The organism is Celeribacter sp. PS-C1 (assembly GCF_019429625.1).
Classification (GTDB): domain Bacteria; phylum Pseudomonadota; class Alphaproteobacteria; order Rhodobacterales; family Rhodobacteraceae; genus Celeribacter.
Genome location: NZ_JAHXRW010000001.1, coordinates 45,710 through 61,031 on the forward strand (window position 1 = coordinate 45,710; position 15,322 = coordinate 61,031).

At 60.1% G+C, this 15,322-nt stretch carries 14 protein-coding genes; 5 read left to right on the plus strand and 9 right to left on the minus strand.

All coding sequences use genetic code 11. The annotated features are described in order from the left end of the window. Nucleotides 1-22: 22 nt before the first annotated feature. The 3 genes from J5Y17_RS00255 to J5Y17_RS00265 form a co-directional block, all read right to left on the minus strand. The gene (locus tag J5Y17_RS00255; RefSeq protein WP_219783209.1) at nt 23-3,043 is read right to left on the minus strand and encodes a DNA translocase FtsK; all 3,021 of its coding nucleotides are present in this window, start codon (nt 3,041-3,043) and stop codon (nt 23-25) included. A 14-nt stretch (nt 3,044-3,057) separates the two neighbouring features. After that, nucleotides 3,058-4,239, minus strand: a complete 1,182-nt coding sequence (locus tag J5Y17_RS00260; protein WP_219783210.1) for an aminotransferase class I/II-fold pyridoxal phosphate-dependent enzyme — start codon at nt 4,237-4,239, stop codon at nt 3,058-3,060. Nucleotides 4,240-4,368: 129 nt separating this feature from the next. Next, entirely contained in the window at nt 4,369-5,697 is a 1,329-nt protein-coding gene (locus J5Y17_RS00265) for an amidase (RefSeq protein WP_219783211.1), read from the minus strand. Between the two features lie 94 nt (nt 5,698-5,791). Here J5Y17_RS00265 and J5Y17_RS00270 point away from each other — a divergent pair, with 94 nt between their 5' ends. After that, nucleotides 5,792-7,027: an FAD-dependent monooxygenase gene (locus J5Y17_RS00270; protein WP_255571765.1), complete on the plus strand. Its 1,236-nt coding sequence runs from the start codon at nt 5,792-5,794 to the stop codon at nt 7,025-7,027. A gap of 124 nt (nt 7,028-7,151) precedes the next feature. Here J5Y17_RS00270 and J5Y17_RS00275 read toward each other — a convergent pair whose 3' ends face one another. The 5 genes from J5Y17_RS00275 to J5Y17_RS00295 all read right to left on the minus strand — a co-directional run bounded on the left by J5Y17_RS00275 (nt 7,152) and on the right by J5Y17_RS00295 (nt 10,698). Continuing rightward, on the minus strand, nt 7,152-7,355 hold the full coding sequence (locus tag J5Y17_RS00275) for a Trm112 family protein (protein WP_219783212.1): 204 nt from the start codon (nt 7,353-7,355) through the stop codon (nt 7,152-7,154). Then, nucleotides 7,355-7,990 carry an LON peptidase substrate-binding domain-containing protein gene (locus J5Y17_RS00280; RefSeq protein WP_219783213.1) on the minus strand — a complete coding sequence of 212 codons (636 nt, stop codon included), beginning with the start codon at nt 7,988-7,990 and terminating at the stop codon, nt 7,355-7,357. Before J5Y17_RS00280 ends, J5Y17_RS00275 begins: the two co-directional genes overlap by 1 nt. A 26-nt stretch (nt 7,991-8,016) precedes the next feature. Further along, nucleotides 8,017-8,919, minus strand: a complete 903-nt coding sequence (locus J5Y17_RS00285) for a co-chaperone YbbN (protein ID WP_219783214.1) — start codon at nt 8,917-8,919, stop codon at nt 8,017-8,019. A gap of 69 nt (nt 8,920-8,988) precedes the next feature. Beyond that, the gene (locus J5Y17_RS00290) at nt 8,989-9,777 is read right to left on the minus strand and encodes an exodeoxyribonuclease III (protein WP_219783215.1); all 789 of its coding nucleotides are present in this window, start codon (nt 9,775-9,777) and stop codon (nt 8,989-8,991) included. Nucleotides 9,778-10,011: 234 nt separating this feature from the next. Then, nucleotides 10,012-10,698, minus strand: a complete 687-nt coding sequence (locus J5Y17_RS00295; protein ID WP_219783216.1) for a response regulator transcription factor — start codon at nt 10,696-10,698, stop codon at nt 10,012-10,014. 168 nt (nt 10,699-10,866) lie between these two features. Between J5Y17_RS00295 and ribA the strand changes: the two genes are divergently transcribed. Beyond that, nucleotides 10,867-11,955, plus strand: coding sequence for a GTP cyclohydrolase II (gene ribA / locus J5Y17_RS00300; RefSeq protein WP_219783217.1), 1,089 nt, complete (start codon nt 10,867-10,869; stop codon nt 11,953-11,955). After that, entirely contained in the window at nt 11,952-12,446 is a 495-nt protein-coding gene (locus tag J5Y17_RS00305; RefSeq protein WP_255571766.1) for a L,D-transpeptidase, read from the plus strand. The genes ribA and J5Y17_RS00305 overlap by 4 nt, the downstream gene beginning before the upstream one ends. A gap of 5 nt (nt 12,447-12,451) precedes the next feature. Here the strand turns inward: J5Y17_RS00305 and J5Y17_RS00310 are convergent, their stop codons facing one another. Further along, nucleotides 12,452-13,105 carry a YggS family pyridoxal phosphate-dependent enzyme gene (locus J5Y17_RS00310; RefSeq protein ID WP_219783218.1) on the minus strand — a complete coding sequence of 218 codons (654 nt, stop codon included), beginning with the start codon at nt 13,103-13,105 and terminating at the stop codon, nt 12,452-12,454. Between the two features lie 184 nt (nt 13,106-13,289). Here J5Y17_RS00310 and J5Y17_RS00315 point away from each other — a divergent pair, with 184 nt between their 5' ends. Then, nucleotides 13,290-14,525 (plus strand): porin, encoded by a 1,236-nt coding sequence (locus J5Y17_RS00315; RefSeq protein WP_219783219.1) that lies wholly within the window; start codon nt 13,290-13,292, stop codon nt 14,523-14,525. 149 nt (nt 14,526-14,674) lie between these two features. Continuing rightward, complete coding sequence (locus J5Y17_RS00320; RefSeq protein ID WP_255571767.1) at nt 14,675-15,250, plus strand: DUF3576 domain-containing protein; 576 nt, start codon at nt 14,675-14,677, stop codon at nt 15,248-15,250. Nucleotides 15,251-15,322 lie beyond the last annotated feature (72 nt).

Genomic DNA, 15,322 nt, shown 5'->3' on the forward strand with positions numbered 1-15,322 from the left:
GCGCCTATCGCCTAAGCTGAAGTTACTGTTCCGGCACCAGAATCTCGCGTTTGCCGACATGGTTCGCAGCCGAAACGACACCTTCGTCCTCCATCTGCTCCACCAGACGCGCGGCTTTGTTGTAGCCGATCGCCAGTTTGCGCTGGATGTAGGAGGTCGAACATTTGCGATCCTTGATCACGATGGCCACGGCCTGATCGTAGAGCGCGTCTTCGCCATTGGTGTTGCCACCGGTGGACAGGCCCAGAACCGCGTCGATATCCGCTTCCTTGTCGGACTCCGGTCCCTCGACCACGCCGCCGACATAATCGGGCGGGCCATAGGCCTTGAGGTAAGACACGATTTTCTCGACCTCTTCGTCGGACACAAAGGGCGCGTGGCAGCGTTGGATTTTCCCGCCGCCCGCCATGTAGAGCATGTCGCCCATGCCCAAGAGCTGTTCGGCGCCCTGCTCGCCCAAAATGGTGCGGCTGTCGATTTTCGAGGTCACCTGGAAGGAAATCCGAGTCGGGAAGTTCGCCTTGATCGTGCCGGTGATGACGTCCACGGAGGGACGCTGCGTCGCCATGATCAAGTGGATGCCCGAGGCCCGCGCCATCTGTGCCAGACGCTGGATACAGGCTTCGATCTCCTTACCTGCGACCATCATCAGGTCGGCCATCTCGTCGACGATCACCACGATGAAGGGCAGTTTTTCTGGCTGGAATTCTTCGGTCTCGAAAATCGGATCGCCGGTTTCGTCGTCAAAGCCCGTCTGCACGGTGCGGGAGAACATCTCACCCTTGGACAGCGCCTCTTTGACGCGACCGTTGTAGCCGTCGATGTTGCGCACGCCCATTTTGGACATTTTGCGATACCGATCTTCCATCTCGGCCACGACCCATTTCAGCGCCACAACGGCCTTTTTCGGGTCGGTCACAACCGGGCTCAACAGGTGCGGAATGCCGTCATAGACGGAGAGTTCCAGCATCTTCGGGTCGATCATGATCAGACGGCAATCTTCCGGCGTCAGGCGGTACAAGAGCGACAGGATCATCGTGTTGATCGCCACGGATTTACCGGAACCGGTGGTCCCCGCGATCAACAGGTGCGGCATCTTCGCAAGGTTGGTGACGACCGGATCGCCGCCGATGTCCTTGCCCAAGGCAAGCGGCAGCGACAGCTTGCCGTCACCATAATCACGGGTCGAGAGGATCTCACGGAAGGACACCATTTCGCGGTGATCATTTGGCAATTCGATCCCAATCACGGAGCGTCCCGGGACGGTGGACACACGCGCAGAGAGCGCCGACATCGAGCGCGCGATGTCATCGGCCAGACCGATCACGCGCGAGGCCTTGAGACCTGGCGCGGGTTCCAACTCGTACATGGTCACGACAGGGCCGGGACGCACAGAGACGATCTCGCCCTTGACGCCATAGTCATCGAGTACGCTTTCCAGCATCCGGGCGTTTTCTTCCAGCGCCTCATCGGACAGCGTGTGACGCACGATGTTGGTCGGGTTTTCCAAGAGAGACAGCGGCGGCGTCTCGTATTCGGCCTCTTTCGGATCGAATTTCAACGAAGGCTGCGCCTCCGCCTGCGCCTGTTTCGAGGCCGCAACGGGTTTGCGCACAGGATGCTGCACAACGCGTTTCTGTTCGGGTACGGCGGGGGCGGCGGGTTCGTAGCGCGCAGGCTGCGGCGCGACATATTCCGGCGTCTCCAACGCATCCTCGACCAGAGCATCCTCCATCATCGCCTCATCCGCATAAGGGTCGGCGTAGTCAGCTTGGCCATATTCCGCTTGCGCATAGCCCGCCTCATAGTCGGAATAGTCGGCGTGATAGGCGACCTCCGCCGGTTCTTCATAGGCGTAATCCGCCTGCGCGGCAGGTGCCGCCGTGGACGAGGTCAAAGGCCCGCCGACAGTGTTCTGATCAAAAATGATCGGCGCCGGACCTTTTCGATATTTCTGCGCGGCCTTCTGCGCGGCGGTCAAAGGCGGCTCAACACGGCCGTTGCCCTGCCCCATCATCGCCCCACGCGGCACGGCGCGAGCGCGGGCACTGATGGCGGAGGAGATTTTCGAGCGAATACGATCATCCTGCCCCGGCCCCATGTCCACATCGGGCGCCAGATCAGGTTCGATCAACTCGGGCTCCAAATCTTCGGGCGCAGTGCGTTTCAAGAGACCCGGCATCTTGGACAAGAGCGACGGTTTCTGCTCAACTTCCATCGGAACGGTTTCGATCACCGGCTGTTCCGCACGGATCACACGCCCGGTCGCGCGCGGCTCGGCCTGTGCCATTTGCGCCTCAAAGGCGGCCTGTTGCTCGGCCAGCATCTGACGCTCGGCGCGGCGCTCTTCGCGCCTGGTCGCGGCGGTGCGCGCCATTTGTTGCCCCATCACGACAGAGCCCCGCGCGCCACGCCCCAAAAGGTGCAAGACCAAAGCGTAAAGCGACACCAAGCCGACAAGCAGGAAGCGGCCCGCCGTCTTCATCTCAGCCACGGTCACGCCGAGTGCAAAGAGGCCCAGTGCCAGCGCGCCAAAGAACGACAGAAGTGCCAGAGCCTTGAGACTAAAGGCAGCGCCCAAGGGCAAAATCTGGATCAATGCGGCCAGGACAGTGTCCCCGAACAAACCGCCATAGCTTTGCGGCGCGGTGGACGCGTGGGTAGAGGCATAGATCGCGGCCACGGCAATGGCGATCGGCACGAAAACCGCGCGCGACAGGGCGCGTTCGGCCCCACGATGCAGCACCAAGCGCAGGCCCCAAGCCGCGAAGCCCAGAACAAAGCCCCAAGAGGCCACACCTACAATGATCATCAAGGGCGAGGCCACGGAGGCGCCAAGACGGCCCAAAATATTATGCACCGGCGCTTCGGTCGCGGAAAGCCAGCTCGGATCCTCAGGCACATAAGACCCCAACATCAGCGCGATCAGGAACCCTACCCCCATAAGGCCGAGGCCAATGAGTTCTCGCCCGCGACGCTCCAAAAGCGCCTGGGTGTTTCTGTCGAAAAGCGGGTCGCGACCGCGCGCCTGATAGGATGCCATGCCTGCCTCTTACCTTAACCGTACAAACAGTCGCGAAGCGTAATGAGCCCGCGCTGCGTTTCTTCTTTTGGGGCCACGAGCGCGACCCTGATGTAATGCTTGCCGGGGTTGTCCCCGTTTACGTCCCGCGACAGATAAGCGCCGGGCAGAACCCGCACTCCCGTCTCGGTCCAAAGTTTCATTGCGGCCTCTTCGCCGTCATTGACCGGCAGCCAGAGGAAAAACCCCGCCTGTGGGGCCTCCGCACCTTGAATGCCGGAAAACACTTCATCGGCCAGATCGAATTTCTCGACATAGAGCTTGCGCGAGGCGATGACGTGATCCTCGTCAGCCCAAACGCGGGCGGACACCGCCTGAATCGGACCAGGCAAAGGCGCGCCTGCATAAGAACGCAGCCGTCGAATACGGAGCATGTTTTCCGGCCCCGACGCCACGAAGCCAGAGCGCAGCCCCGGAAGGTTCGACCGTTTCGACAGCGAATGGAAAATCACCACGCGTTCGGGGTCCGCCCCCATCTCACGCGCAACTTCGAGGGCGCTCACGGGCACCTCATCGCGGTAAATCTCGGAATAGCACTCGTCGGAGAAGACCTTGAAATCGTGCTTTTCAGCCAAGGCAATCAGGTCACGTAGATAGTCGCGGGTCGCAATCGCGCCCTGCGGGTTCGAGGGGCTGCAAATATAGGCAATCGTCGTGCAATCCAGAACCTCTGTCGGCAGCCCGGCATAATCCGGCAGAAACCCGGTTTCGCGGGTCGCGGGCACAAAGACCGGCTCGGCACCGATGGTGACGGCGGCAACGGCATAGACCTGATAAAACGGATTGGGCGTCAGAACGACCGGCTGTTTGCCGCGCTTTATCTCGGGGCAGAGCGCAAGACAGGCGTTCATCAACCCCTCTCGCGTGCCGTTCAGCGCCATAATATCGGTGGTCGGCTCGACCGTCACGCCGAAACGGCGTTTGAGCCAACCGGCGATGGCCCCCAGCAACTCATCCGTGCCGTTGTTGTTCGGATATTTCGCAAATCCCGCGAGGTTCTCGGCCAGCACGTCACCAACGAAAGACGGCATCGCATGGCGCGGCTCGCCGATGGTCATATGCATAACCTCACCCCCCGGCGCATGGGCGTCGAGAAGCGTGCGCAAACGCGGGAACGCGTATTCCGGCAGGTTGGAAAACCGCTCAGGGAACGTCATGAAACTGCTACTGCCTCTGTTTTTCCGGATCTTTTTGCCCGGGTGATTGCAGCCAAGATAACCGTCGAGACTGATTTGGTCCAGAGAAAGACGTTCTTGACAGGGGTGCGCCCGCGGAAGTTGTGACTTTTAGGCCAGCGCCTTTTCCGCCGCCGCCCCCAGTCGCAACAACGCAGCCTCTGTCATTGGCGGCGTTTGCATCAACAAACCACAGGACGGCACGCCGGTCGGAAGTGTCAGAGCCGCCAGCCCCATGAGGTTGCCGACACGGGTATTACGGAGCGCCAACAGGTTCTCCGTCACATAATAGTCCGCGTCGTTCATCAGGCGCTCCGCGTTGGGCGGCAAGATCGGCGCGGTCGGCAGAATGACCGCATCGTAGCCCGCTGTCTCGCGCAGATATTCCCCGCGCAGATGGTTCAATTTTTTCCAGCCCGCAACGAAATCCGCTCCGTTAAAGGCCCCACCCGCCCGGAAGCGTTCGAGAATGCGCGGATACATCAGCTCTGGATTGGCCTCGATATAGTCACGCCACTCGGCATAGGCCTCCGTCGTGAACAGGATACCGGAGAGGTCCATCGCCTCGGTCACAGCCGCGACGGGAGCGCGGGTGATCTCGGCCCCTGCGTCACGCAGCTTTTCGACCGAGGCCTCGAAGGCGGCCAGCGGCGCATCGCGAATGTCATCGAAAACCACATTGTCGAGAACAAGAAGGCGCTTGCCCTTGAGTGTCGCACCTTTGAGGTCCGGCGCGGGGGAGCCGTCGAGAATGGCGAAGGTCTCTGCCGCGTCTTCAACCGTTTTGACCAGCGGTCCGATCGTGTCGAAGGCAGCAGCCAGCGGCACCACTCCATCAAGAGGGATGCGCCCCGCCGTTGTTTTCAGGCCCACAAGATCGTTCCAAGCCGACGGGATACGCACCGAACCGCCAGTGTCAGACCCAATCGCACCGGGGGCAAGCCCGAAAGCGACAGACCCCGCAGCGCCAGAGGAGGAGCCCCCCGATACCGCATCATGATCATTCACACAGGGCGTCGTCGCTGTCACCGGATTGAGCCCGAGACCGGAAAATGCCAGCTCTGACATATGCGTCTTGCCCAACGCGACCAGACCGGCGTTAGACGCACGGCGCAGCACTTCGGCGTCGCGGGCTGGGATGCGATCCTTGAGCAAAGCAGTGCCCGCTTCAGTCGCGACACCAGCCGTGTCGAAAAGGTCTTTCCACGACACTGGAACGCCATCCAAAAGGCTGCGGCGCACGCGATTTTGGGCACGATCATAGGCCGCTTCGGCCTCGGCCATAGCGCGGTCTTCCATTAGGCGCGCATAGATGCGATCGCGGAAGGGATGCGCCGTAGCCATGTCCAGAAACGCCGCCGCCAGATCGCGCGGGTCGATGTCGCCGGTGCCAATGGCCCGTCCCAGATCGCTCATGCTCATCTTTGTGTACTCGACCATTTTGCGCCCTTTCTTGTTGCCGATGCAAACTAGCGGCGCAACATCGCATGGACAATCCCGCTTTACGCGTCATATTTGCGGCAAGGAGACTGCCATGACCCAAAACATCACCCCCAAAAGCGATCTCATCATTGTCGGCGGCGGTTTGAACGGTCCGGCGCTTGCACTTGCCTCCGCGAATGCCGGGCTGAGCGTGACCTTGATCGACAGCCTCCCGAAAGAGACCCGCACCAGTGATGTGTTTGACGGACGTGGCTATGCGCTCTCGCTTGGGTCTCATAAGCTCTTAAAAGCGATTGGGCTTTGGGATCGGGTCAGCACGAATGCGCAGCCCATTCTCGACGTGAAGGTCACCGACGGCAAGCCCGGTGAAGGCCCCGCGCCTTTCATGCTCGAATTCCGGGACGGGGAAATCGACGAAAGCCCGATGGGCTATATGGTCGAGGATCGGTTCCTGCGGCAGGCCATTTTGGACGCGCTCGACGCGCAGCCCCGGATCACGCAGGTTGAGGGGCTTGTGGTGGCGCAAGAGGTCGATCTGCATGGCGCGAATGTCACTTTGGACAGTGGCGCAGAGATCGAGGGGAAACTGATCGTCGGCTGTGACGGGCGCAAATCTGGCACGGCGGAGCGCGCCGGGATCAAGCGCACCGGCTGGGCCTATGGTCAGACTGCACTCGTCTGCGCGATTTCGCATGAGCTGCCTCATAACGGCGCCGCGCATCAATATTTCCTGCCCTCCGGGCCGCTGGCGATCCTGCCCCTACCGGGCAACCAAAGCTCCATCGTCTGGACCGAAAAGGACAAGATGGCGGCGGATATTCAGGCGCTGTCCGATGAGGATTACCTCGCGGTGCTGCGCCCGCGCTTTGGGGATTTTCTGGGCGAGATTTCCCTCGCGGGGAAACGCTTTACCTATCCGCTGAACATCACTCTCGCGAACCAATTTATCGCACCGCGCATCGCGCTTGTGGGGGATGCTGCGCATGGGATGCACCCGATTTCCGGACAGGGTCTCAACGCGGGCCTCAAGGATGTCGGCGCACTGACCGAGGTTTTGGTCGAAGCGCATCGACGCGGCGAAGACATCGGGCGCGAGGATGTTCTAGAGCGTTACGCACAGTGGCGGCGGTTTGATGTGGCCACGATGGCGCTGATGACCGACAGCTTCAACAAGCTGTTTTCCAACGACAATCCGCTGCTGCGCATCGCGCGTGACATCGGCATGGGGGTGGTGAATTCCGTGACGGGTCTGCGCCGCGCGGCAATCCGCGAGGCGGCAGGGGTCAATGGTGATGTGCCAAAGCTGTTGCGGGGCGTACCGCTTTGAGGCCAGATGCCGCTTGAGTATTTTTGGCACAAAGGAAACGCCCCTACTTTCTGGCGCTAACCTTAATCTGATTAACCTAAACGCGAATAAAAGGGGCGCGGGCACTGAACCGCGCCCAAGCGTCTTAGTCTTCGAGGCTGCGCGCTTCTGAAACCAGCATAATCGGGATGCCGTTACGGATCGGATAGGCGAGCCCTGCGGTTTTCGAGATCAGCTCTTGCGCCTCGGCGTCATAGGTCAAAACCCCATGAGTTTGCGGGCAGACGAGCGCCTCCAACATGCGGCGATCAAAGGCCTGTTGCGCTTGTGGGGTCGTATCACTGCTCATCACATCATATCCTCATCAGAGCCGCCATGCAGGGCGAATTCCATGAGGGTTACCAGAGTTTCACGCCGGATGGAAAGAGAGGGCGCCTCCAAAAGGGCCTGTTTGTCTTCGGGACCGAAGGGGCATAGCATGGAGAGCGAGTTGATCAGCAATTCATCATCCGCCTGACCAAGGCTGTCCCAATCGGTTTGCAGGTCTTCCTCGCAGAAATAGCGTTTGAGCAAGTCCATGAAGCCGGCGCGATCCATGCGCGGATCGGTTTCTGCCGCACCGAGATCCTGTGAGAAATCAGACCAATTGACCGAGAATTTGCGATACGGGCAAAATCCGCTCTCTTCCGCGATCAGTCGAAAACGCGAGACGCCCGAGAGCGTGATCATGTAGCGTCCGTCTTCGGTCTCGGAAAATGCCGTCAAACGCCCGGCACAGCCGATTTGGTTGAGCTTGCCCTCCCCTGCCCCGCTGCGCGGCTGCACCATGCCGATGAGACGCGCGGAAGTTTTCATGCAATCTTCGATCATCTGCAAATAGCGAGGCTCGAAAATATGCAGCGGCAACCGTGCCCGGGGCAGCAAAAGCGCACCGGGCAGCGGGAAGACGGGGATCGTCTCAGGAAGGCTCGCAGCGGTCAACATACCCTATAGCTAGATCGCACGGACGATCAGGCAAATAGCATCGACGACAATTTGCGGCGACCGGTGAGGGCGATCGGATCGTTGGGCTTGAGGCTGTCGAAGATTTTGAACAGCTGCTCTTTGATGGCACCATCGTTCCACTCGCGGTCCTGTTTGAAGGCGGCCAGAAGGGTATCGACAGACTCCTCAATTTGACCAGCGGCGTGTTGCGCCACGGCAAGATCAAGACGGGCCTGCATATCGGTCGGGTCAGCTTCGACCTTGGCCGCGAGTTCGCCAACTGGGCCGGCATTTTCGGCTTCACGCGCCAGAGCGATCTGGGCGTGAACACCCTCGATGGCCGCATCGGTCGCGATCTCGGCAGGGGCGCCGTTGATCACCGCTTCAGCCTGATCGACCTCACCTTTGGCGAGATGGCATTTGGCGAGACCGGCATAGGCGCTGGCGAGTTTGTCGTCTTCTTCGAGGATTGCGGCGTAGGTCTGGGCCGCGTCGTCGATCTCACCGGCTTCGAACATTTCGTCGGCGGCAGCCACCGCATCGGCAAGACTTTCGTCCTCGTTCAGCGCCGCGACCTTGGTCACGAATTCCTTGATCTGCGAAGGCGGCAGCGCACCTTGGAACCCGTCCACCGGCTGACCTTTGAAAAAGGCATAGACGGTCGGGATCGACTGCACCCGCAGCTGGCCCGCGATCATCTGGTTCTCATCGACATTGACCTTCGCCATTTTGACGGCGCCACCGGCGGCCTCGACCTCGGCCTCAAGAGCCGGGCCAAGCTGACGGCAGGGGCCACACCACGGCGCCCAGAAATCGACGATCACAGGGGTTTCTTGCGAGGCTTCGATCACCTCTGCCATGAAATCGGCTTCGGTGACGTCTTTCACATAGGCGCCATGGGCGGCGCCGTTGGCTTGTCCGAGATCCATATCGGTTCTCCTCTATCTGGTTGCTTGGCGCATATATGCGCCTTGTCGCATGGGTTTTAAAGATCGGCTTTAGAGATCGAAGGTTGCAAAAACCGGCGCATGGTCCGACGGTTTGTCCCAGCCCCGCGCAGCCCGCAGCACCCGCGATCCGTGAGCCGCATTGGAAATATCGGGCGTGGCCCAAATGTGATCGAGACGACGGCCCTTGTCGGCGGCATCCCAATCCTTGGCGCGGTACGACCACCAGCTATAGAGCAGCCCCTCAGGAATATCCTGACGGGTGATGTCGACCCAGTTGCCTGCGTCTTGGGTCTGGGCGAGGTGCTCGACCTCAATGGGGGTGTGCGACACGATCTTCAGGAGTTTCTTGTGATCCCAGACATCATCTTCGCGCGGCGCGATGTTCAGGTCCCCCACGAGAATGGCTTTCTCAGGCGTGTCGGCATGGAAGGCATCGCGCATCTCGGTCAGGTAATCGAGCTTTTGGCCGAATTTCTCGTTCACTTCGCGATCCGGCACATCGCCACCCGCTGGAACGTAGAAATTGTGGATGGTCACACCGTTTTCCAGCTTGCCTGCGATGTGACGCGCGTGACCGAGGGAGGCGTAATCTGCGGCACCGGCCTCGACCATCGGAATCTTGGACAGGATCGCGACGCCGTTATAGCCCTTTTGCCCGCGTGCGACCATGTGGGTGTAGCCTAGCGCGCGAAAGCCCTCCATCGGGATTTTCTCGACCGGCGATTTGCACTCCTGAAGGCACAGCACATCGGGCGCTTCTTCTTCGAGCAGTTTGAGCACGATCGGCTCGCGCAGACGCACTGAGTTGATGTTCCAGGTTGCAAGGGTGAACGACATTTCGGGACCTCGGATCAGATTTGCCCCGAACCCTACCCGCCCGCCGCGTATGACGCCACCCGAAAGCGGTGCAAGGCGCTCCCGACAAAACCGCAAAAAAATGCCCGGCACGAAGGCCGGGCGTAAGTCGAGGGACGAGGGACTGCACATCATTGTCCCGATGTGCGAGGGATCTTCCTGAATGGAACCCACGCAGGTGCCAAAAGGTTCCTGCGCAAATTCATTTTTTTCAAATCAGGAGGCGAGGCGATAGCCACCGGCCTCCGTCACCAAAAGGCGTGCGTTCGAGGGATCGGGCTCGATCTTTTGGCGCAGGCGATAGATGTGGGTCTCAAGCGTGTGGGTCGTCACACCGGCGTTGTAGCCCCAGACCTCATGCAGCAAGACATCGCGCGGCACGACGCCTTCGGTGGCGCGATAGAGGAATTTGAGAATGTTGGTCTCTTTTTCTGTGAGGCGGATTTTCTTGTCGTCTTCGGTGACAAGCATCTTTTGCGCCGGTTTGAACGTGTACGGCCCCAACTGGAACACAGCGGCCTCGGATTGTTCATGGGTGCGAAGCTGGGCGCGAATGCGGGCCAGAAGCACCGGGAATTTGAACGGTTTGGTGACATAATCATTGGCGCCACTGTCGAGGCCAAGGATCGTATCGGCATCGGTGTCATGGCCGGTGAGCATCAGGATCGGCGCTTTCACCCCGGATTTGCGCATCCGCTTGCACAGCTCGCGCCCATCCGTGTCCGGCAGGCCCACATCGAGCATGATCAGGTCGTAGTGACCCTCTTTGGTTTTCTCCATCCCGGTGGCGCCGCTGTCGGCTTCGAAGACATCGAAATCCTCGGTCATCACCAGTTGCTCGCTCAGCGCCTCGCGCAGATCGTCATCATCATCCACGAGAAGAATTTTCTTGAGAGTGGCCATCACGCGGGCCTCCTTTGTTTGTGCCTTGTCCGTGATCTGAGGTGAACCATGCGCCAAAACAAGATTTGCAACAAACCCATCACGCAAGCGTGTCAAATCGCGCGGAAATGTTTCACTTTATGTCAAAAATCGCTACAGGAGAGGCCTGATCACAGGACGGATACCGCCATGAGCCTTGCGCCCAGCCTCTCAGAACTCATCGCCCGCGCCCGCGCTGACATGCGTATGGGCGTGCCGGTTGTGCTGCGATCCGAGGCGGGGGCAGCACTTGCGATTGCGGCCGAGGATCTGTCTTCCGCGCGTTTGAATGACCTGCGCAAACTGGGTCAGGCCTATCTGGCGATCACCGCCCGCCGCGCCGAAACACTGTCGGCCCGCGCCTATGACAGCACTTTGGCCCGCCTGATCCTGCCAAAAGACGTCGATGTCGATTGGATCGAAGCCGTCGCCAATCCGGCGGACGATCTGACCCACCCGATGAAAGGCCCGTTCCAATCCCTGCGCGGCGGCAACGCGCTTTGCGCGAAGGCGGCGATCGCCCTTTCGAAATCCGCGCGGCTTTTGCCCGCCGCCGTGATGGTCGATCTGGACAACGCCTATGAGATTGCTGCCACCCATGGTCTGACCGTCTTGCCGGTCGAGACCGCCCTGCCGCTGATGGCCGATCTCGCGCCGCTGCACGATATGGTCCACGCCCGCGTGCCCTTGCTCGCCGCCGAGAAATCCCGCGTGCATGTGTTCCGCCCCGAGGATGGCGGCGAAGAGCATTATGTCGTCGAAGTCGGCCGCCCGGATCGCGCGAAACCGGTTCTGGCCCGCTTGCATTCCGCCTGTTTCACCGGCGATATTTTCGGCTCGATGAAATGCGACTGCGGCCCGCAATTGAACGCCGCTTTGACGCAGATGGGCGAAGAGAGCGAAGGCATTCTGTTGTATCTGAACCAAGAGGGCCGCGGCATCGGCCATGCCAACAAGATGCGCGCCTACTCATTGCAAGATCAGGGATTCGACACGGTGGAGGCCAATCACCGCCTGGGCTTTGAGGATGACGAACGCGATTTTCGCATTGGGGCGGCGATTCTCAAAGAGATGGGGTTCGGCGCCGTGCGGCTTTTGACCAACAACCCGAACAAGATCGCGCGCATGAAAGATCAAGGCATCGAGGTCACCGAACGCGTGCCGCTCAAGGTCGGCGAGAATCGCTATAACGAAGCCTACCTCGCCACCAAGGCGCGCAAATCCGGACACCTGTTATGATGTTCAAAGCCACCGACATCGTGGTGACTCGCTGGGGCGCGCGCTTTTTGGGGCGGCGGCTCCCCTGTTCCATCGGCAAGGGCGGCATCCGTGACGACAAACGCGAAGGCGATGGCGCCAGCCCGCGCGGCGCGCATCATATGCCCGCGCTCTATTACAGGGCGGATCGCATTCCGGCGATAACAGGCGAGAAAATCCGCGTAGGCGATCTTTGGTGCGATGCGGGCGATCACCCCGCCTACAACCACCTCGTGCGCGCGCCGTTCAAAGCCAGCCATGAAAAGATGCGCCGAGCCGACCGGCTTTATGATCTGGTGATTATCACCGATTGGAACTGGCCGGACGCCACGCCGGGAAAAGGCTCGGCCATTTTCGTGCATCGTTGGCGCAAGCCGCGCCATCCGACCGAAGGGTGCGTGGCCTTTCGCGCCGATCACCTGCGCTGGATCGCGGAACGCATCACGCCCGCGACCCGGCTGATCATCCGCTAAAGCGCTCAGGAATAATCCCGCTCGCCAAAGATTGCTGAACCGACCCGCACATGCGTCGCGCCCTGTGCAATCGCGGTTTCGAAGTCACCGGACATGCCCATCGACAGGCCCTCAAGCCCGTTGCGAAGGGCGATCTTTTTCAACAGCGCGAAATGCAAAGACGGCTCCTCCTCGGCGGGCGGAATACACATCAGCCCCTCGATCACGAGGCCCAGATCACGACACTCATTGATGAAAGAGTCCGCATCAGCGGGCAGAACCCCCGCCTTTTGCGGCTCCTCGCCAGTGTTCACCTGAATGAACAGACGCGGGCAATGATCCAGTTCTTCGGCCAGCCGCGCGATGGTTTTGGCAAGCTTCGGACGGTCCACCGTGTGAATCACATCGAACAACTCCATTGCCTGACGCGCCTTGTTGGTCTGAAGCGGACCGATGAGATGCAGCTCGACGCCTTCATACTGTTCTTTGAAGGCTGGCCACTTCCCGGCGGCCTCCTGAACCTTGTTTTCCCCGAAAACACGATGGCCTTCTTCTAGCACGGATGCGACTCGTTCATTGGGCTGAACCTTGGACACAGCGATCAAAGTCACGCTTTCCGGTGCACGCCCGACACGCTCCGCCTCACCCGCAACCCGCGCCTTTATGTCCGCCAACCCCATATCTGCCTCCTATGCCCTATCGGCCTACATTCCTTAGGTTTCTTAGAATGTTGTCGCTCCGCCGTGCAACAGGTGTGTGACCTCATTGCATCATTTTTCAGAGAGCTTTGTTCAGAAAAGCGCCTTTGCTTGACCCAAAGCGCACTTCGGCGCATTTCTCTCGCCATGTGTCGGGTAAGCCGGCATGCCTGATATTCATAAAATTCCACGAGGGAAAAAAATGAAAAACATCCTTCTTTCTTCCGCAGCGATCGCCCTGCTTGCTGGCGCCGCTTCCGCTGAAGTGACCTGGTCCGGTGACGCAGAAATCGGCTACAACGACGATTACGAAGACGGCTTCTACTGGGATGCCGGCCTCTACGTGAACCTGTCCCAAGAGCTGAACAACGGCTGGACCGCTTCTGCTTCGCTCGACATCGACCTCGAAGAAGACGCTCAAGGCTCCACCTACAGCCTCGGCACCGTCGACTCCTCTGACTGGGTTCTCTCCCTGTCCAACGACATGTTCGGCCTGTCCTTCGGCGACGTTGACACCGCTCTGGCGTCCTTCGACTACGTCACCGGCCTGTTCGACGTTGTTGACGCGATCGACGACTTCCAAGGCATCGACACCCTGTCCGACGACTCCAGCGACTACATGAGCTGGGACGACTACTACGCCGTGGTTGATGCCGAGTCCGCCAACGCCGGCCTCCTGGTCACCGCTTCCTACAACCAGTTCTCCGCTGCTTACTCCTCCGTCACCGTTGGTGGTGATCTCGGCGCGCAGCAACTGTACCTCGGCGCAGACTTCGACATGGTTGAAGTTGGCTTCTTCTACCAAGAAGAAGACTTTGACGATGTAATGGCCACCGAAACCTACGCTCTGACCGTTGCTGGCACCTTCGCTGGCGTTGAGGTCATGGGTTCCTACGGCACCACCGACTACTTCGGCCTCGGCGACATCGACGCTTACGGTATCGAAGTTGCTTACCCGGTTGGCCCGGTGACCCTCGGCGCTTACTACACCGCCTACGACATCTCCGGCGGCGGCAGCATCGATCCGTCCTACGGCATCTCCGTTGACTACGCTGACGGCCCGCTCACCATCGCTGCTTACTACGAAGTTGGCGTGATCTTCGACGGCCTCGACGTCATCGACGGCGCTGACGAGTACGCTGTTGAAGGTCAGTACGACTTCGGCAACGGCCTGGTTGTGACCGCTGGTTACATCGACGGCGACGACTACAACGACAACGACTACGCTGCTTACGTTGTGGCTGAGTACGACCTCGGCGGCGGCGCAACCTTCCTCGCGTCCTACGCTGACCACACCAACTACGAAGACGGTTTCTTCGGTGCAACCGACGACATCGACACCGGCCTCGGCGGCTACGAGCTGTACTCCGGCGCCACCGTGTCCCTGTCCTTCGAATTCTAATTCCTAACGGAATTGAAATTCTTAAGGGCCGCTCTTCGGAGCGGCCCTTTCCTTTTGTCCAATTCCTTTTTTAATCGGGCATTTTGGGGCCTTGTTCCTTTTGCCCCTGAGCGATACGGTTGCGGCGATATCTTGTAAGGGAGCCGTAGATGTTTCGCCCATCCTTTCTGACCACCGCCTTGATCGCGACCCTTTCGCTTGCGGGCTGTGGCGCGTTTGACAGTGTCGGTTCCCTTGGTGACAGCATGGGCTCGCTGCCTTTCTCCGGCGGCAAGAAAGAGACCGTTGTCGCGGTCGAAGGCAGCACGCCCCAGACACAAACCGTGGACACGCGCTCTACAGGTCAGGTTGTCGAAATTCCCAACGGCGAAACCATCGTGATCGAACAGCCGAAACGCCGCACTATCTTTGGCGGCGGTCGCGGCTCTGTGTCCGACACCGTGCAAGTCAACAAATACATCTGGAACGCGGCGCTTGACGTCTTGTCCTTCCTGCCTGTGCAAGAGGCCGATCCCTTCACCGGCGTGATCATCACCGGCTACGGCACCCCGCCGGGCGGCGGCCGCGCCTATCGTGCGGTGATCAACGTGACCGATCCGGCGCTGGATGCGCGCACCCTGAACGTTTCGCTCTACACCCGCGGCGGCGCGGTAAGCCAGGAGACGGTTCAGGCCGTGGAAGATGCGATTTTGACCCGCGCCCGCCAGCTTCGTTCAGGAAACTGAGGCGAGCAACACAAGGCCTCTGGACCCCGGAGAGCCAAGGATTTATGACCACGCCGGGCCTACTTGCCCGGC